Source organism: Pseudomonas silensiensis (assembly GCF_050434865.1).
Taxonomy (GTDB): domain Bacteria; phylum Pseudomonadota; class Gammaproteobacteria; order Pseudomonadales; family Pseudomonadaceae; genus Aquipseudomonas; species Aquipseudomonas fluorescens_W.
Genome location: NZ_JBNDJH010000045.1, coordinates 1 through 17,607 on the forward strand (window position 1 = coordinate 1; position 17,607 = coordinate 17,607).

16 protein-coding genes are annotated in these 17,607 nt (G+C 54.9%); 7 read left to right on the forward strand and 9 right to left on the reverse strand.

Features of this window, described 5'->3' with window-relative positions; all coding sequences use genetic code 11:
• Window positions 1–325: 325 nt before the first annotated feature.
• The 3 genes from QF010_RS33760 to QF010_RS33770 all read left to right on the forward strand — a co-directional run bounded on the left by QF010_RS33760 (window position 326) and on the right by QF010_RS33770 (window position 3,004).
• Window positions 326–1,741 (forward strand): purine-cytosine permease family protein, encoded by a 1,416-nt coding sequence (locus QF010_RS33760; protein WP_046055914.1) that lies wholly within the window; start codon window positions 326–328, stop codon window positions 1,739–1,741.
• Between the two features lie 184 nt (window positions 1,742–1,925).
• Window positions 1,926–2,144, forward strand: coding sequence for a PLD nuclease N-terminal domain-containing protein (locus QF010_RS33765; RefSeq protein WP_429534817.1), 219 nt, complete (start codon window positions 1,926–1,928; stop codon window positions 2,142–2,144).
• 566 nt (window positions 2,145–2,710) lie between these two features.
• Window positions 2,711–3,004: a fructose-bisphosphate aldolase gene (locus QF010_RS33770; RefSeq protein WP_429534818.1), complete on the forward strand. Its 294-nt coding sequence runs from the start codon at window positions 2,711–2,713 to the stop codon at window positions 3,002–3,004.
• 504 nt (window positions 3,005–3,508) lie between these two features.
• Here the strand turns inward: QF010_RS33770 and QF010_RS33775 are convergent.
• The 9 genes from QF010_RS33775 to QF010_RS33815 all read right to left on the reverse strand — a co-directional run bounded on the left by QF010_RS33775 (window position 3,509) and on the right by QF010_RS33815 (window position 13,300).
• Window positions 3,509–4,234 (reverse strand): hypothetical protein, encoded by a 726-nt coding sequence (locus tag QF010_RS33775; protein ID WP_429534819.1) that lies wholly within the window; start codon window positions 4,232–4,234, stop codon window positions 3,509–3,511.
• 179 nt (window positions 4,235–4,413) lie between these two features.
• Window positions 4,414–5,391, reverse strand: coding sequence for a DUF4917 family protein (locus tag QF010_RS33780; RefSeq protein WP_429534820.1), 978 nt, complete (start codon window positions 5,389–5,391; stop codon window positions 4,414–4,416).
• Between the two features lie 150 nt (window positions 5,392–5,541).
• Window positions 5,542–6,186 carry a hypothetical protein gene (locus tag QF010_RS33785; protein ID WP_429534821.1) on the reverse strand — a complete coding sequence of 215 codons (645 nt, stop codon included), beginning with the start codon at window positions 6,184–6,186 and terminating at the stop codon, window positions 5,542–5,544.
• A 121-nt stretch (window positions 6,187–6,307) separates the two neighbouring features.
• A complete protein-coding gene (locus QF010_RS33790; protein WP_429534822.1) occupies window positions 6,308–6,691 on the reverse strand; it encodes a hypothetical protein in 384 nt (127 codons plus the stop codon).
• A 90-nt stretch (window positions 6,692–6,781) separates the two neighbouring features.
• Window positions 6,782–7,339 carry a hypothetical protein gene (locus QF010_RS33795; RefSeq protein WP_429534823.1) on the reverse strand — a complete coding sequence of 186 codons (558 nt, stop codon included), beginning with the start codon at window positions 7,337–7,339 and terminating at the stop codon, window positions 6,782–6,784.
• Between the two features lie 593 nt (window positions 7,340–7,932).
• The gene (locus QF010_RS33800; RefSeq protein ID WP_028623608.1) at window positions 7,933–8,481 is read right to left on the reverse strand and encodes a cupin domain-containing protein; all 549 of its coding nucleotides are present in this window, start codon (window positions 8,479–8,481) and stop codon (window positions 7,933–7,935) included.
• 432 nt (window positions 8,482–8,913) lie between these two features.
• A complete protein-coding gene (locus QF010_RS33805; protein WP_429534824.1) occupies window positions 8,914–10,197 on the reverse strand; it encodes an NAD(P)/FAD-dependent oxidoreductase in 1,284 nt (427 codons plus the stop codon).
• Between the two features lie 52 nt (window positions 10,198–10,249).
• A complete protein-coding gene (locus QF010_RS33810) occupies window positions 10,250–11,740 on the reverse strand; it encodes an aldehyde dehydrogenase (RefSeq protein ID WP_429534825.1) in 1,491 nt (496 codons plus the stop codon).
• A 183-nt stretch (window positions 11,741–11,923) separates the two neighbouring features.
• Window positions 11,924–13,300, reverse strand: a complete 1,377-nt coding sequence (locus tag QF010_RS33815) for a glutamine synthetase family protein (protein ID WP_033056466.1) — start codon at window positions 13,298–13,300, stop codon at window positions 11,924–11,926.
• A 280-nt stretch (window positions 13,301–13,580) separates the two neighbouring features.
• On the opposite strand from QF010_RS33815, the gene QF010_RS33820 reads away from it, so the two are divergent.
• The 4 genes from QF010_RS33820 (at window position 13,581) to QF010_RS33835 (ending at window position 17,492) form a co-directional block, all read left to right on the forward strand.
• Window positions 13,581–14,342, forward strand: a complete 762-nt coding sequence (locus QF010_RS33820) for a gamma-glutamyl-gamma-aminobutyrate hydrolase family protein (RefSeq protein WP_429534826.1) — start codon at window positions 13,581–13,583, stop codon at window positions 14,340–14,342.
• Window positions 14,343–14,557: 215 nt separating this feature from the next.
• Entirely contained in the window at window positions 14,558–15,700 is a 1,143-nt protein-coding gene (locus QF010_RS33825) for an ABC transporter ATP-binding protein (protein ID WP_033056468.1), read from the forward strand.
• A gap of 29 nt (window positions 15,701–15,729) precedes the next feature.
• A complete protein-coding gene (locus tag QF010_RS33830) occupies window positions 15,730–16,611 on the forward strand; it encodes an ABC transporter permease subunit (protein ID WP_429534828.1) in 882 nt (293 codons plus the stop codon).
• Window positions 16,608–17,492, forward strand: coding sequence for an ABC transporter permease subunit (locus QF010_RS33835; RefSeq protein ID WP_429534827.1), 885 nt, complete (start codon window positions 16,608–16,610; stop codon window positions 17,490–17,492). Before QF010_RS33830 ends, QF010_RS33835 begins: the two co-directional genes overlap by 4 nt.
• Window positions 17,493–17,607 lie beyond the last annotated feature (115 nt).

Genomic DNA, 17,607 nt, shown 5'->3' on the forward strand with positions numbered 1-17,607 from the left:
TTTCATGGCCTCGCCCTCGCTGTCGTTGGCTTCTATAAGAATGCCACCGTGGCGCACAGACGCCTCGGCTTGGGCGAGTCCATTCAATTACAAGTTTGCGACCGGCAAGCCCCATCCGGCGGGCTTGCGTTTGCGCGTGGGCGCCGTAATACCAGCCTCTACAGCCACCCCAACCGACATACATTTTTTAGCGTCTATACCCACAAACTTACTAATTTATCTCTCACTCCCCACCGCACATCATCAACTCCAACAAGAAAAGCGTCGCCCCCGTGTGGCGCTCACCGAAGTACGTCCACGTACTCAAATTGCCTTGGAGTCCGTCATGGTTACCGCAGCAACTACCTCCGCCCCGCTTATCGAAAAACACACCATCGGCTACGTGCCGCCCGAAGATCGTCACGGAAAGACAAGGGACCTGTTCACCCTCTGGTTCGGCGGCAACATCGCGCCGTTGCCCATCGTCACCGGCGCCCTCGGCGTGCAAATGTTCCACCTGAACCTGGTGTGGGGCATCGTCGCCATCCTCGTTGGCCACCTGGTCGGCGGCGTGCTGATGGCGCTGCACTCGGCGCAGGGCCCGCAGATGGGCATTCCGCAAATGATCCAGAGCCGCGCCCAGTTCGGCTCGCTCGGCGCACTGCTGGTGGTGCTGATCGCCGGCATCATGTACATCGGCTTCTTCGCCTCCAACATCGTCCTCGCCGGCAAGTCCCTGCACGGCGTGGTCGACAGCGTGCCCGTGCCGGTCGGCATCGTCATCGGCGCCCTCGGTTCGGGCATCATCGGCATCATCGGCTACCGCTTCATCCACGTGCTCAACCGCATCGGCACCTGGGTGCTCGGCGCCGGCATCGTGCTGGGCTTCGGCTACATCTTCACCCACGTGCAGACCGCCGACTTCCTCACCCGCGGCAGCTTCAACATCTCCGGCTGGCTCGCCACCGTCTCGCTCGCCGCACTCTGGCAAATCGCCTTCGCACCGTACGTCTCCGACTACTCGCGCTACCTGCCCGCCAACGTGCCCGTGGCCGCAACGTTCTGGACCACTTACCTGGGCACCGTGCTCGGCTCCAGCCTCTCGTTCATCTTCGGCGCCGTCGCCGTCCTCGCCACACCCGTGGGCATGGACACCATGGACGCCGTCAAACTCGCCACCGGCTCCATCGGCCCACTGATGCTCGTGCTGTTCCTGCTCAGCGTCATCAGCCACAACGCCCTCAACCTCTACGGCGCCGTACTGTCGCTGATCACCCTGGTCCAAACCTTCGCCTACCGCTGGATCCCAACCGCCAAAAGCCGCGCCGTCCTCTCAATCATCGTCCTCGCCGCCTGCTGCTTCGCCGCCGTCGGCGCCTCCGCCAACTTCATCGGCCACTTCGTCGACATGGTGCTGGTGCTGCTCGTGGTACTGGTGCCGTGGACCGCGATCAACCTGATCGACTTCTATGCGATTCACAAAGGACAGTACGACATCGGCTCGATCTTCAAGGTGGATGGCGGGATCTATGGCCGGTACAACCCGCAGGCGTTGCTGGCGTATGCGATCGGGATCGTGGTGCAGATTCCGTTTATGAATACGCCGCTGTATGTCGGGCCGATTTCCGAGCACATCAATGGGGCAGACCTGTCCTGGCTAGTCGGCCTGCTGATCACCTCCCCGCTCTACTACTGGCTAGCCAACCGCGACACCGCCTACAAACGCCGCCTCTCAACCGGAAAACTGGCCAACTCGATCTAACTACCCCCCAATCCCCTGTGGGAGCGAGCCTGCTCGCGATGAGGCCCTGACAGTCAATATTGATTTGCCTGACAGGCCACCATCGCGAGCAACCCTGCTTACACCTCCCCCGCCACCCTCCAAAATTAAATGAACCCTGCCCACCACGACCCACCTAACTGAATGACTATCAGGAGGGTGACCAATGCAAACCGAAACCATCTGGATCGTACTCGCCGCAATTCTCGTAGTGATCGAGTTATGGGCAATCAACAAAGTGCGAAAAGCCGAAGGCAAATCCAGCAACAAACTCGTATGGATGGTGGTGATCGTGTTTGTACCGCTGTTCGGGCTGATAGCGTGGGCACTGGCGGGACCGAAACACACCGATCACAACCCGCATTCACCGCAGGCCAGACAATGACGTTGGAGCGTGTGCGGTAAGACTTTTGGAACTGCGTAATCGCAAAGAACAAAGCCCCGAAGATTCGGGGCTTTGTTGTTTCTGACCACTCAATTCTATAAACCTGACGTCCGAAAAACTCGTAGGAATTTACCCTTTGTGGCGAGGGGATTTATCCCCGTTGGGTCGCGAAGCGGCCCCAAAACCTGCACCCCATTTCCCAAGGCACTCCACACGGCCCGAATCACCTCGACAAGCCCGAAAACAGTGGCATTCAGCCTTGTCATAACGACCGCAAAAGCATCCTACAGCCCGGTTGTGAGCACCAAAATGGACGCCTATATTCGATCCGTCGCTTACACAATTGGCGATGGGTTTCGCAGCCCTAATAAGAGATGACCAATACCGTCGAATGAGAACTCTGGCAAAATTCGCCAGCGTTTCATTTCATGGCGGTTGTGCGTGGGAGACTTTCGAGTCTGCCGGGTGTCGGTCATCTCTCGGTCTGCGAACCCGCGTACAACTGCCACCCAATTGTTTCGCAGCAAAAAGGTGGCGCCTCTATCTACTTCCATAGAGAACTACTTATGACCATGAACAATCCGCCTCGCCGCTTCACCCCCATGTCCCAATTCGCCACCGACTACCCCGTCCTCCTCATCGACAGCGACGCCCCGCTCCGCGAACTCCACAACTGCGTCAGCGAACGCCTCAGCGCCGTCCTCAAATACCTCAACCTCATGGCCTGCACCAGCCTCCCCGACTACGCTGAAAACGACATCAACACCGTCACCAACATCGCCCGGATCATGATCCAGGATGTAAGCGATGTGTTTCGGGTGATTGAGCAGCGTGGGTTTGATACCCCCAAAGGTCAGTGATCGAATTTCAACCCAAAAAAACCCGCGTTGATGCGGGTTTTTTTTACTTGATCATGTGCTGAAGTTCCAGCTTTTGATCTGGGGTCCTGGATTCGGAGAATTGTGACAGGCGAAAATCGGCAAGAAGCTGACACTGGAGCTACGACTGCTTTCGGCCGAGGCTGTGTAAAAACGTTTTTCAGCGCGACAGGTGCTCAAAACCGGACTGAAAATCACGCGTCTACGCAAAGTCCACATCTGCAGACGTGCCAATAAATTTCAGATTTAACGTAGCCGCGCACACTTCAATTTTGACGAAGCGTTTTTACACACTCTGGGCCAAAAGCTGCCAGTCGGCGGCGCCCCAATACACTTATTGCTCTGCCACATACTACCGTTGGCATTGTAAAAACAGCACTCTTCACTCAGGCGCAAAGCGTGTGTTTCTCCACGCTCAGGGTCTAGCCAAGCCTCACTAGACGTAACATATTAAATATGACCTTCGCCCTATCCAAGATTAGTAGCTCAGCGATGAATTTCATATCCATGGAGATTGACAGACCTAATTTGCTCTTTGAATTTGTGAATTAAATTCACTATAGATGAGCTATTCGACTCGTCGTGCATCTTCAGAAAAAAAGCATCTACATCTTCGTCTAAGTCAAGCTGATCTAGCTCCTTGCCATTAAATGACGCCAGAATATTTTTGATCAGCTCCACACCGCGTCGATAATGAAGGGCAAAGCTTCTTCCTTGCTCTTTGGCAAAGGCGTGCGCTATATAGGAATTCCTATAGCTGATGATCCCGCTACTGTCTATCAAGGACCTGAGTCTATTAAGCTCCTTGTCTAGCTCAGGAGCGTTCAACTCTCGCTTTTCTTTGCCATAAGAGGTTATTACTTCTTTAAGTTTCGAGTAGCTTACAACGGCCAAAATTAAATGTACCCGGAGATGTGAGGTTTTGTCTAGAGTTCTTCCGGCAGCGTCTGGCTCTCTAGTTTTTTCAGCGTTCAAAAAATATAGCTGGCTAGTTGTTTTAAAGTCCATCATTAGATCAGTTAAAAGCCAGTAATGATCAATGTGTTTTTGATATTTTTCGGCTAGCTCTACTAGAAGCTGAGCAGCAGCTTCATCGGAGCTTGGTAGACCTTCAAGCACCATGAAGCCCTTTAAATCGTTGAAAGCTGATGGGTCGCTTTGCAAATAGCTAGGATCCCCCCATTCAAGCACTGCTTTGGCTATCCGGTTCATGCCTTTACCTTTAGAAATTCTTGGGGGAATATTAGTATATATTTATAAAACAGCTATTACAGTGACAAATTATCATTTAAGACGTGAGCGTCTTGGATTGGGATCGGTTTAAACCACGGCCCCTCCGTGGGGCTCCAGTCACTTGCTGTTGTGATAGTAATTGGCCTTCTTGGACTAGATTATGCCCAGACGGCTGCTGTTGCGGCATTAAAGAAAATCACCTCAAGTCCAGGGCGTTCAAGGTATGCTCGGGCATTAGCTCTTGCTATCGTATTAGCTTCACTGTTTTGATCGCCGTAAATGCTCACGAAAACTTTGCTGATGTCACTTTTTTTGATTTGGGAAAAAATATGCTTATCGTTTTCATCCATAGAATGGCCAAATATGAAGAGTGCTCCCTTTAGGTTTCTTAACTCCTGGAAACAGTAGTTTAGGTATGGGTTATGCTCAATTCGGCTGAGCTTCCCTTCATGGCTCGGTTCCGAGACGAATAGGGGAAACTTCCCTTGCTCGAGATTCGCTCTGACCTGCTCAATAATCGATTCACCTGCATCGGTGAACGCATGCTTTTTTATGCTGCTTCCAGCGTCATAAATGTGTAAGCCGCCATGCAGAAAATGCACCTCTTGATTGGTGCTACGACCCTCCCAGCGTTGCTGGGCTCGAAAGCCGTCGTCGGTTCTGTAATTAGCTGGAGGTAGATCGTTTTTATTTCTCGACCAGTACAGCAGCAGATCATAATTCACTGTGAATATTTGTTTAAAGCCGGAGATAAACTTACGAACACTGGTATATTGCTCATCGGTCACCTCATGGGGGACGTGAGGGTGTGTAAATGAAATGGCAGTAATTAAAGACTGTTTAAGGCGTTCTTGGTCTTCTTTGATTTGGTCGATAGTCTGCTGCCCGACACCGTACGCTTGGCAGACCATCTCGGCAGCCACCAACTGTCGCATGACTTTTTCGAAGTCGTAAGTGTTGAGGCCAGAGAACAACGATCTAATTACCTTGTCGCGCTCGCCGAAGCTGGCAGCCTCCAGTAAGTTGGCATAGTTAAATATGTTAGCATTCCATGCCTGAGAGAAGCCATTTGCCAGCAAAAGTGAAGGTGTCTCTTCTTGAGACATGCTATCTAACGCTTCCTGAAAGGATATCATTTCGTGCTCCTGTGGTATTGGTGTTAGTTGTTGTTATTAGTGCAGACGATTGAGTTCTTTGGGTCAAGTGCAACCCTTCGCGTGGACAACCGACTCCCAATAACCTGGTTACTGCAACGAAAGTTCGCCGAATGACGTGCTGCCGATAAATCAGGTCCTGTCGTGCGCCGCAACACTCGACAGTTCACCGGCTTTGAAAACCGAATAAAAAATAGAATAACCAAGAACGATTAGCATGAAGGCTCCAATCTTGAATGAGTCTTTAGCGATACTTTCGAACCCAAACAAATTTGCGACCATATCAAAAAAAAGAAAAGATCCATTTAGCCAAAGTATCCCTGTAACAAAACAAAATATCGAGAAAAGCCCAAAAACTCCTTGAATCAAAACAACAGAAAGCCCCCCATCATCAAACTTCGAAATTGTTAAGTAAATTATGGCCGTAAGACCAAACAGCATGCCGAACAAAGGATTACCATCTTTAAATACCAAAGTTAGCAAAGATGCGACAGCCGTAAATATTGGCCAGCCCAAATGAAATTTTGAGCTTTTCACAAACAACGAAAGCGTACTTGAAAAAATTAAAAAAAGTACAAATGTGACGTAGTACCCCATTACAAAGAGAATTTTCAATATTACCGATACATCAACACCGACATCATATTCAAAGAATGGGATTGTGTAGGTGTTAGTGGAATTGAGTAAATAGAAAGCAATAACAAATGGTAGCGCGAGCCCATAATTGTAGCTCGGATGCTCGCTGATGATTTTTGCTATGCCAAAACTTACTGCCATGGTGACTCCTTAGGCGGGAATTCGATAGCCTTCACGTCGATTTGCGTGGCCGTTTAAGTGATTAACAGAAAAGGTGACAGATCTATTTATTTAAATAAATCCGTCACCTTTATGCCACCGGTTATTTTATTATCCAGCTGTTTTCCATAGCACCAAAATAAATAGGGCAGTCTGCTTCTTGACTGGCTGCGAACTCATCATCGTACTGCAGCACAGCCGGGAGATTTCCAACTGGCTGTAGAAAATCCAGATTGCCACAGCCTTCCACATTGAACTTGTATTGAGCACCAAGACTTGGGGTCAACTTGCTGCCTTTGGTGACCTCCACCAAAGTCGCAGTTGCGACTTTTGTTTCGTTATCTCGGTACCGCACGGCAAGTTTATAAGTCTTTCCAGAAGACTTCGTGATAATACCTCCTTTTTCCGGGAAGATAATTTCACCGAATGCAGCGCCACTCATACAGGTAGCCACAAGTGCAGCGAGGGTTAGATACTTCACATTCATAGTCAACCTTTCCATCAATATTTGATTACGCAAGCAAACGATTTTTGGTTTTTTATATGGACCCGGCTTGATTTATCACCAGCAACGATACTATTTAAAATTCGGCGAAGATATCATGTCATGAACTTCTTTGCGCAACAGCTCAACAGCCTCAAACAATACCTTGTATAGTTCCGAGGCCTTTTCTTTGGCTGTTTCATTACAAGCGGCGTCTTGCTTCACTGAGTCCCAATAGTATTCAAATCTTCCATCCGAGCATGCACTGATCGCATCTCTGACTCGCTCCAATATTTTTGGCGACAGGGTAGACTGATACTCACAAAGAAATTCATCCAAGGCCTTCTCGTGCTTAGTGAAAGACAATGCGATCTCTTCGCTTGCTTCATCCCAGTCCATATCAGGATGGGATCGTTTAGGTACAATATCATGGAATATTTTATAGAGCGCCTTAGAGGCATCAAGTTTAAACTGGAAAACCTTCTCAGAGTTTTTTAGCAAAAACTTATGATTTTCTAATTGCCTTTTATATACCCCACCGATTGATTCCTTGATTCCCGCCTCAAGGAACACCTTTAAAACAAAAGCTGTTCCAACGGCAGTAAAACCGGCGGCACTAAGCACGACCATTATAATTTCAGAAGTGACCACGATACGTCCTTGTTGTTAATTACAAATTAGTTAAACAACTGCAATGACTATTACGGCACTCGGCCGGAGCCCCACCTTCAAGCGCTGTAAAACGTTAAATAAGATAGGTGTCTCATTAGATGGTAGCTCAACGCCACCATTTCGTCCATAGCCACGTGTGGTTGCACTGAACCCGCGCCAGACGCGCATTGCCCACCCAACAACTGCATCTGCTCGGGATTGATGCTTTTTGGTGCAGGGTCGCGGTTTCGCTCTTCCATCGGTAGAGGTGGGCTCTGCCGATGGAGCCAGCTGCGATCGCATATAACGAACTTCCGAATAGAATCGTCCCTGCCATTTGAAGCGCTGGCCGATACGATCACAATAAATAATATTGTAGATGAAACAAACTAAAGATAGATCTCGCTTAACCCTATCAGCCAGAAACAAGTCATTAAAAGAAGGCTTCAAAAATGGGCAGCTGCAGTTTTAGCTGGGCAATAGAAATCTTTTAGAGCGTCTCCTCGATTGATAAAAGTCCGACACCTGAACGGAAATCGGACTTTTATCAATCGAGGAGAATCAAGCTGAACGATGTCAGAATCTCATCACTGTTAGAAGTTAGCCGGGGTGTTGGCGCTGATGATTTCTGCCTCATCCTGGCCAATATTCCGAAACCGATGCGGCAACGTCGTCGGAAAGTAATACCCATCCCCAGCATTCAACACACTAATCTGCCCATCCACAGTCAGTTCAACCGTCCCCCGCGTAACCAGCCCACACTCCTCCCCTTCCGAATGCACAATCGGCTCTTCCCCCGAGCTCGCCCCCGGCGCGTACTGTTCGCGCAACAGACGCATCTGCCGACTCGGCACCGATGCGCCAATCAGCAACAACCGCAGCCCATGACGCCCGAGGTCTGGCTGTTCATTGGCGCGGAATACGTATTGATGCTCGCGGGGCGGTTGGTCGAAGGTAAAGAAGTCCGCCAAAGACATAGGAATGCCTTCGAGCAGTTTTTTGAGGGAGCTGACGGAGGGACTGACGCGATTTTGTTCGATCAGGGAGATGGTGGCATTGGTGACGCCGCTACGCCGGGCCAGCTCGCGCTGGGAGAGTTTGTAGCTTTCGCGTACTAATTTGAGTCGTGAGCCCGTGTCCATGACAGCCTTATGCGAAGAATACTTAAGGGTTATGGGGGTGGATGGCGGGCGACTTTTGGCCGCGAAAAACACCGCTTCCCTGTCCCGGAAATTTGAAAGGCGGGTATTAAATCACGTTTGGTGGTGTTGCTCAGCAGGTTCGATAAATGGTTGGGTAAAAAGGTTGTTTTGTCCTGAAGTCGGGTGGTTTGGCTGTGAAAAGTGTAGGTGCGATTGCTGTGTGTCAGTTGGGATTGATAGTGACTGGTATGGCCTCATCGCGAGCAGGCTCGCTCCTACAGGGGATCTGTGGCGACCACAAAATCTGTGATCGACCGGGACCAACCTGTGGGAGTGAGCTTGCTCGCGATGGGGGTGTGTCAGTCAGCATCCATGGTGGCTGATAGGGCCTCATCGCGAGCAAGCTCGCTCCCACAGGGTTTTGCGTTGGGGTTAGATGCCGAAACGGTCACGCAGCGCGTAGTACGCGGCGCCCATGGCGGTGAGGGGGGCCTGGAAGGTGCGGCCGCCGATCATCGGCATGTGCGGTAGCGAAGCGAAGGCATCGAAGCGTTCGGCGTCGCCGCGGATCATTTCCGAGATGAGTTTGCCGGCCAGGTGCGAGCAGGTGACGCCGTGGCCGCTGTAGCCTTGCATGTAGTAGGCGTTTTTCTCGATGCGGCCGAATTGCGGCATGCGTGACATGGTCAGCAGGAAGTTGCCGGTCCAGCGGTAGTCGATTTTCACGTCCTTCAGTTGCGGGAAGGTCTTGAGGATTTTCGGCTTGATCAGTTGTTCGATGTCGTCCGGTTCACGGGCGCCGTAGACCACGCCGCCGCCGTACAGCAAGCGGTTGTCGGCAGTGAGGCGGTAGTAGTCGAGCAGGTAGTTGCAGTCTTCGACGCAGTAGTTGTTTTTGATCAGGCTGCGAGCAACCTTTTCGGACAACGGTTCGGTGACGACGATTTGCGAACCGCACGGCATGCTTTTGCGCGTGACACGGTTGTCGAGGCCCTGCGGCAGGTAGGCGTTGCCGGCGATCAGCAGGTATTTGGCGCGGACCACGCCTTTGGCGGTGCGTACGGTGATCGGTTCGCCGTAGGTGATTTCTACCGCGGCCGATTGCTCGTAGATTTTGCCGCCGAGGCCGATGATGGCCGAGGCTTCGCCGAGGGCCAGGTTCAGCGGGTGGATGTGGCCGCCCTGCAGGTCGAGCAGGCCGCCGACGTAGTTGTCGCAACCCACTTCGCGCTTGATGTCGGCCGTGTCGAGCATTTTCAGGTTCTTGTTGCCGTAGCGCTCCCAGCTCTTCTTCTGCTCGGCCAGGCCTTTGAGTTGCTTCTTGTTCATCGCGGCAAAGATGCCACCCGGCTTGTAGTCGCACTGGATGTCGTAGTGTTGTATGCGCTGACGGATGATGTCGGCGCCTTCGAAAATCATGCTGCCGAGGACTTCGGCGGTTTTGTCGCCGTAGCGTTCTTCGATGACATCGACGTCGCGGCTGTAGGAATTGACCAGTTGGCCGCCGTTGCGACCGCTGGCACCGAAACCGACTTTGGCGGCTTCGAGCACGGTCACGCTGTAGCCGGCTTCGGCGAGGAACAGGGCCGAGGACAAACCGGTGTAGCCGGCGCCGATAATGCAGACGTCGCAGTCCACCGCTTGTTCGAGCACCGGGAAGTCGCCGGTGAAGTTGCGGGTGGCGGCGTAGTAGCTGTTTACATGTGTTTGCTTCATAAAATTCTCCGATGGCCGCTGGCACCTGCCGGCGGCCGCCGTTGTAGAGGTGTTAGAGCTTGATCCAGGTCGCTTTGAGTTCGGTGTATTTGTCGAACGCGTGCAGCGATTTGTCCCGACCGTTACCCGACTGCTTGTACCCGCCGAACGGCGCGGTCATGTCGCCGCCGTCGTACTGGTTGACCCAGACGCTGCCGGCGCGCAAGCCGCGAGCGAAGGTGTGGGCCTTGCTCAGGTTGCTGGTCCACACGCCTGCGGCGAGGCCGAAGATGCTGTCGTTGGCAATCGCCAGCGCTTCTTCTTCGGTGTCGAAGGTGATCAGCGACAGCACCGGGCCGAAGATTTCTTCGCGGGCGATGGTCATGGCGTTGGTCACGCCGTCGAAAATCGCCGGTTCCACGTACAGGCCACCGGTGGCTTCGAGGGTGCGGCTGCCGCCGGCGATCAGTTGCGCGCCCTGGTCTTTGCCGACCTGGATGTAACGCAGCACGTTTTCCAATTGACGCTGATCGACGACCGCGCCGACGGTGGTTGCCGGGTCCAAAGCGTGTCCTGGTTTCCAGGCTTGCAGCGCTTCCACCAGCAGCGGAATGAACTGCTCGCGGATCGAACGCTCCACCAGCAAGCGCGAACCGGCGGTGCAGACTTCGCCCTGGTTGAAGGCAATCGCACCGGCCGCCGCTCGTGCTGCCGCGCGCAGATCCGGCGCGTCGGCGAACACCACGTTCGGGCTCTTTCCCCCTGCTTCGAGCCAGACGCGTTTCATGTTGCTTTGCCCGGAATAGATCAGCAGTTGCTTGGCAATCGCGGTCGAGCCGGTGAAGGCCAACACGTCGACGTCCATGTGCAACGCCAGCGCCTTGCCGACGGTGTGACCGTAGCCCGGCAGGACGTTGAACACGCCTTTCGGGATGCCCGCTTCCAGCGCCAGTTGAGCGATGCGGATCGCGGTCAGTGGCGACTTTTCCGAAGGTTTGAGGATGAACGAGTTGCCCGCCGCGAGGGCTGGGGCGAACTTCCAGCTGGCCATGATCAACGGGAAGTTCCACGGCACTATGGCGGCGACCACACCGGCAGGTTCGCGGGTGATGAGGCCGAGTTGGTCGTGGGGTGTGGCGGCGACTTCGTCGTAGATCTTGTCGATGGCTTCGGCGCTCCAGCGGATCGCGTTGGCGGTCGCTGGAATGTCGATGTTCATGGAATCGTTGATCGGCTTGCCCATGTCGAGGGTTTCGAGCAGGGCGAGTTCTTCCTGGTTGGCCAGGATCAGGTCGGCGAAGCGAATCAGGATGCGCTTGCGCTCGGCCGGAGCAAGGTTGGCCCAGATGCCGGAGTCGAAGGTGCGGCGCGCGACGGCGACTGCCGCATTGGCGTCGGCTTCGTCGGTGCTGGCGACGTTGGCCAGGAAACGACCGTCGACCGGGCTCATGCATTCAAAGGTGTCGCCGCTGAGTGCCGGGCAGTATTGGCCGTCGATGAATGCGCGGCCTTCTAATGATAAGGACTGGAAGCGTTGCTCCCAGTCGCTGCGAGTGTTTGTCATGGTTGTGACTCGACGCGGGGGAATAAGTAGTGGGACTGAATGCCGCTCAACCAGAGCGTTGAAATGCAGCCCCCTGTAGGAGCGAGCCTGCTCGCGATGGCGGCGGCACAGTCAACATTGGTGTTGTATGACACACCGCTATCGCGAGCAGGCTCACTCCTACAGTTGATCGGGGTTGTCGTTTTAGACGGTGTGCAGATACCAGTTGTACTCAAGGTCCGAGATGGAGTTCTCGAACTCAGCCAGCTCGCTTTCCTTGCACGCCACGAACACGTCGATGTACATCGGGTCGATGTAACGGGCCATGACTTCGCTGTCGTCCAGTTCGCGCAGTGCATCGCGCAGGTTGTTCGGCAGGCTCTGCTCGTTCTGCTCGTAGCTGTTGCCTTCGACCGGTGCGCCCGGCTCGATTTCGTTGGTCAGGCCGTGGTGAATACCGGCCAGGACCGACGCCATCAGCAAGTACGGGTTGGCATCGGCGCCCGCTACACGGTGCTCGATGCGCACGGAGTCCGGCGAACCAGTCGGCACACGTACCGCAACAGTACGGTTGTCGATGCCCCAGCTCGGCGAGTTCGGTACGTAGAACTGCGCGCCGAAACGACGGTACGAGTTGACGTTCGGGCAGAGGAACGCCATCTGCGCCGGCAGGGTCTCGAGCACACCGCCGATCGCGTGTCGCAGCGCGGCGTTCTGCTCGGGATCCTCGCTGGCAAAGATGTTGTTGCCTTCTTTGTCGAGAATCGAAATGTGCACGTGCAAACCGTTGCCTGCCTGGCCCGGATACGGCTTGGCCATAAACGTGGTGTCCATCTCGTGGTCGTAGGCGATGTTTTTCACCAGACGCTTGAGCAACACCGCGTAGTCGCAGGCCTTGATCGGGTCGTTGACGTGATGCAGGTTCACTTCGAATTGCGCCGGGGCGCTTTCCTTGACGATGGCGTCAGCAGGGATGCCCTGCTCTTTCGCGCCTTCGAGGATGTCTTGCAGGCAATCGACGTATTCGTCGAGGTCGTCGATCAAATACACCTGGGTCGACATCGGACGTTTGCCGGAGACCGGCGAGCGTGGCGATTGCGGACGACCGTTCACGTTGTCCTGGTCGATCAGGTAGAACTCGAGTTCGAACGCGGCGCAGATGGTCAGGCCCATGTCATCGAACTTGCTCACGACCTGACGCAACACTTCGCGAGGGTCGGCGAAGAACGGCTGGCCTTCGAGTTCGTGCATGGTCATTAACAGTTGCGCGGTCGGGCGCTTCTGCCAGGGCTCGATGCTGAGCGTATCCGGGATGGGGAAGCAGATTCGGTCTGAGTCGCCGATGTCCAGACCCAGGCCGGTGCTTTCCACCGTAGAACCGTTGATGTCCAGGGCAAACAGAGACGCCGGGAGGTTAATGCCTTTTTCGTAAACCTTATGAAGACTGGTGCGCTCGATGCGCTTGCCGCGCACCACACCGTTCATATCCGCAATCAGAAGGTCGACGTACAAAACCTCAGGATATTTCTTAAGGAATGCGTTTGCTTCGTTGAGTTGAACGGTACGCAGAGGGACCGACATGATGCACCTATTAGCTGTTAATTATTATGTTCACTACCTTGTTGCGAGCCCAGTCAACCCGAACGGCAAAGTGAAGTCAATAGCGAACACTTGACCTCTCAACCTTTATTTTCGGGCCTTTCTTGGGCACGAGAGTGCCAAATCAGTCTTGCACACCGCGTAGACCCTGAAGATCGGACGTACGGCGTTTAGAATTTTTTACATGAGAGTTGTTAATTAAAATCAACAAGGCTAAGCTCCGGAAAAGCTCGTTCAAGTGTGAAACTTCGAGGTGATAAAAATGGCATTCAAGCCATTGATCGGCGTTACTGCGTGCGTCAAACAGATTGGCCTGCACCCCTACCATGTCAGCGGCGACAAGTACTTGCGTGCTGTCAGCGTCGCGGCTTTGGGGCTGCCGGTTGTCATTCCTTCTTTAGGCGATCTGACCGAAATCGATGACCTGCTCGCGCAGCTCGACGGTCTGCTGCTGACCGGCTCGCCCTCGAATGTGGAACCCTTCCACTATCAAGGCCCCGACAGCGCCCCCGGCACGGATCACGATCCGCAACGGGACGCCACCACCCTTCCCTTATTACGTGCGGCCATTGCGGCGGGCGTTCCGGTGCTCGGCATCTGCCGGGGCTTTCAGGAAATGAACGTGGCGTTCGGGGGCAGCCTGCATCAGAAGGTCCACGAACTCCCGGGCATGCTGGATCACCGGGAAGCGAATCATCCGGACCTGGCGGTGCAATACGCACCGGCGCATGCGGTCAACATGCAACCGGGCGGTGTGTTCGAGGCGCTGGATTTGCCGCAGGTGTTCCAGGTCAATTCGATTCACAGCCAGGGCATCGACCGACTGGCGCCCGGACTGCGCGCCGAAGCAATTGCGCCGGACGGTTTGATCGAGGCGATCTCGGTGGAACACAGCCCGACCTTCGCCGTTGGCGTGCAATGGCATCCGGAATGGCAGGTTCTGTCGAATCCGCCCTACTTGAGTATTTTCCAGGCGTTTGGCGACGCGTGCCGGCGACGGGCCGCGCTGCGTAACAAGCGCTGACTTGACACTCGATTAATCAATTTACTGCCCCCGTGAGTCAGGCGGACGTGCCTTTGCGCGCCGGTCCTTCACGACAACAACACACTGCAATAACAACAAGTACTACCAGGCAGCCAGGACGGCGGCGCCGAATAAGCCCGCTCAGTGCTGGCTTGCAATCAACTATTAAGTCAGGCCGCGTTGGCCCGACGACTGAAACCTGTTGGGAGTTTCACATGGCAAACGCCTCCAGCATCTACAGGAAGGCTCTTGAAGGTCACCAGTCACCGAAAAAGGTGCTGGTGAAAATCGACCGCGTCACCAAGAAATTCGACGAAACCACCGCGGTGGACGATGTCTCGCTTGAGATCCATCAAGGGGAAATCTTCGCCCTGCTCGGCGGTTCCGGTTCCGGCAAATCGACCCTGCTGCGCATGCTCGCAGGCTTCGAGCGCCCGACCGAAGGGCGGATTCTGCTCGACGGTGTCGACATCACCGACATGCCGCCGTACGAACGGCCGATCAACATGATGTTCCAGTCCTACGCGCTGTTCCCGCACATGACGGTGGCGCAGAACATCGCCTTCGGCCTGAAGCAGGATCGTCTGTCTGCCAGCGAAATCGACGCCCGCGTTGAAGAGATGCTGCGGCTGGTGCACATGACCCAATACGCCAAGCGTAAACCGCATCAGTTGTCCGGCGGTCAGCGTCAGCGTGTGGCCTTGGCTCGTTCCCTGGCCAAGCGTCCGAAGCTGTTGCTGCTCGACGAACCGATGGGCGCGCTGGATAAAAAGCTGCGTTCGCAAATGCAGCTTGAGCTTGTCGAGATCATCGAGCGCGTCGGCGTGACCTGCGTGATGGTGACCCACGACCAGGAAGAGGCCATGACCATGGCCCAACGCATCGCGATCATGCACCTCGGCTGGATCGCGCAGATCGGCAGCCCGGTGGACATTTATGAAGCGCCGGTCAGCCGCATGGTCTGCGAATTCATCGGCAACGTGAACGCCTTCGACGGCACCGTTGTGGAAGACCTTGAGGGGCACGCGATCATTCACAGCCCGGACCTGGAGCAGAAGATTTACGTCGGTCACGGCGTCAGCACCTCGGTGCAGGACAAATCGATCACCTACGCCATCCGCCCGGAAAAACTGCTGGTCAGCACCACCCAACCGGATACCCGCTACAACTGGTCCAGCGGCAAGGTGCATGACATCGCCTACCTCGGCGGTCACTCGGTGTTTTACGTGGAACTGCCTGGCGGCAAGGTTGTGCAGTCGTTCATGGCCAACGCCGAACGCCGTGGTTCACGTCCGACCTGGGACGATAAAGTCTACGTGTGGTGGGAAGACGACAGCGGCGTGGTACTGCGCTCATGAAAACACTCAATCAGCAGTTTATGCGGCTGATGCCGAGTGGTCGAAAGCTCGTCATCGGGGTTCCTTTCCTGTGGCTGTTCCTGTTCTTCATGCTGCCGTTCTTCCTGGTGATGAAGATCAGCTTCTCGGAAGCGGCCCTGGCCATTCCTCCTTACTCAGAGATCTACACCTTCGCCGAGCAGAAATTCCAGCTGCTGCTGAACCTCGGCAACTACTCGCTGCTGACTCAGGATGAGTTGTACATCTCGGCCTACTTCGGCTCGTTGAAGGTCGCGTTTTTAAGCACGCTGATGTGCCTGGTGATCGGTTTCCCGATGGCCTACGCGATCACCAAGGCGAGCAAGGAAACGCAAAACGTCCTGCTGTTGCTGATCATGATGCCGACCTGGACGGCGATCCTGATTCGCGTTTATGCGTGGATGGGCATTCTCAGCAACAACGGTTTGCTCAACGCGTTCCTGATGTGGATCGGGTTGACTGACCATCCGATCGAGATCCTCAACACCAACACCGCTGTGTATATCGGCGTGGTGTATGCGTATCTGCCGTTCATGGTGCTGCCGCTGTACGCCAACCTGGTCAAGCACGACGGCAGCCTGCTGGAAGCCGCGTCGGACCTGGGGTCGAGCAACTTCAATAACTTCTGGAAAATCACCGTGCCGCTGGCCAAGAACGGAATCATCGCCGGTTGCATGCTGGTGTTCATTCCCGTGGTCGGTGAGTTCGTGATTCCGGAACTGTTGGGCGGCCCGGAGACCCTGATGATCGGTCGCGTGCTGTGGCAAGAGTTCTTCAATAACCGCGACTGGCCGGTGGCGTCTGCCCTGGCGGTGGTGATGCTGTTGATCCTGATTGTGCCAATTCTGCTGTTCAACCGCAGCCAGGCCAAAGAGATGGAGGCACGGGGATGAAACGCTTCGGATTTTCAAAGTTCATGTTGATTTTCGGCCTGTCGTTTATCTACCTGCCGATGTTGATTCTGGTGATCTACTCGTTCAACGCCTCGAAACTGGTGACGGTGTGGGGCGGCTGGTCAGTGAAGTGGTACGTCGGCCTGGCCGATAACTCGCAACTGATGGGGTCGGTGGTGCGTTCGCTGGAAATCGCCTGCTACACCGCGATTGCCGCGGTGGCGCTGGGGACGTTGGCGGCGTTTGTGCTGACTCGCGTCACGCGCTTCAAGGGCCGCACGCTGTTCGGTGGTTTGGTGACGGCGCCGCTGGTGATGCCGGAAGTGATCACCGGTCTGTCGCTGTTGCTGCTGTTCGTGGCCATGGCGCAGTTGATTGGCTGGCCGCAAGAACGTGGGTTGGTGACGATCTGGATCGCCCACACCACCTTCTGCGCGGCGTATGTGGCGGTGGTGGTTTCGGCGCGCTTGCGTGAGCTGGACTTGTCCATCGAAGAAGCCGCCATGGACCTCGGGGCGAAGCCGTTCAAGGTGTTTTTCCTGATCACCATTCCGATGATCGCGCCGTCACTGGCGGCCGGCGGCATGATGTCGTTTGCCCTGTCGCTGGATGACCTGGTGCTGGCGAGCTTCGTGTCCGGCCCGGGCTCGACGACCCTGCCGATGGAAGTGTTCTCGGCGGTGCGTCTGGGCGTGAAGCCTGAGATCAACGCCGTGGCCAGTCTGATTCTGCTCGCCGTATCGATCGTGACCTTCATGGTCTGGTTCTTCAGCCGCCGCGCCGAAGCCACCCGTAAACGGGCGATCCAGGAAGCCATGGACCAGACCGCCAGCGAATCCTGGCAGCAACCTGAAAAGCAAATGGTAGAAGCGACGGCCTAAGGGCCGGCTGCACGCACACTTTGTAATTGAATGGACTCGCCCAAGCCGAGGCGTCTGTGCGCCACGGTGGCATTCTTATAGAAGCCAACGACAGCGAGGGCGAGGCCATGAAAAA

Bases quoted from the DNA above. Each gene is read 5' to 3' on its own strand.
- QF010_RS33760 (WP_046055914.1), top strand. From the start codon at position 326: ATGGTTACCGCAGCAACTACCTCCGCCCCGCTTATCGAAAAACACACC.
- QF010_RS33765 (WP_429534817.1), top strand. From the start codon at position 1,926: ATGCAAACCGAAACCATCTGGATCGTACTCGCCGCAATTCTCGTAGTG.
- QF010_RS33770 (WP_429534818.1), top strand. From the start codon at position 2,711: ATGACCATGAACAATCCGCCTCGCCGCTTCACCCCCATGTCCCAATTC.
- QF010_RS33775 (WP_429534819.1), bottom strand. From the start codon at position 4,234: ATGAACCGGATAGCCAAAGCAGTGCTTGAATGGGGGGATCCTAGCTAT.
- QF010_RS33780 (WP_429534820.1), bottom strand. From the start codon at position 5,391: ATGATATCCTTTCAGGAAGCGTTAGATAGCATGTCTCAAGAAGAGACA.
- QF010_RS33785 (WP_429534821.1), bottom strand. From the start codon at position 6,186: ATGGCAGTAAGTTTTGGCATAGCAAAAATCATCAGCGAGCATCCGAGC.
- QF010_RS33790 (WP_429534822.1), bottom strand. From the start codon at position 6,691: ATGAATGTGAAGTATCTAACCCTCGCTGCACTTGTGGCTACCTGTATG.
- QF010_RS33800 (WP_028623608.1), bottom strand. From the start codon at position 8,481: ATGGACACGGGCTCACGACTCAAATTAGTACGCGAAAGCTACAAACTC.
- QF010_RS33805 (WP_429534824.1), bottom strand. From the start codon at position 10,197: ATGAAGCAAACACATGTAAACAGCTACTACGCCGCCACCCGCAACTTC.
- QF010_RS33810 (WP_429534825.1), bottom strand. From the start codon at position 11,740: ATGACAAACACTCGCAGCGACTGGGAGCAACGCTTCCAGTCCTTATCA.
- QF010_RS33815 (WP_033056466.1), bottom strand. From the start codon at position 13,300: ATGTCGGTCCCTCTGCGTACCGTTCAACTCAACGAAGCAAACGCATTC.
- QF010_RS33820 (WP_429534826.1), top strand. From the start codon at position 13,581: ATGGCATTCAAGCCATTGATCGGCGTTACTGCGTGCGTCAAACAGATT.
- QF010_RS33825 (WP_033056468.1), top strand. From the start codon at position 14,558: ATGGCAAACGCCTCCAGCATCTACAGGAAGGCTCTTGAAGGTCACCAG.
- QF010_RS33830 (WP_429534828.1), top strand. From the start codon at position 15,730: ATGCCGAGTGGTCGAAAGCTCGTCATCGGGGTTCCTTTCCTGTGGCTG.
- QF010_RS33835 (WP_429534827.1), top strand. From the start codon at position 16,608: ATGAAACGCTTCGGATTTTCAAAGTTCATGTTGATTTTCGGCCTGTCG.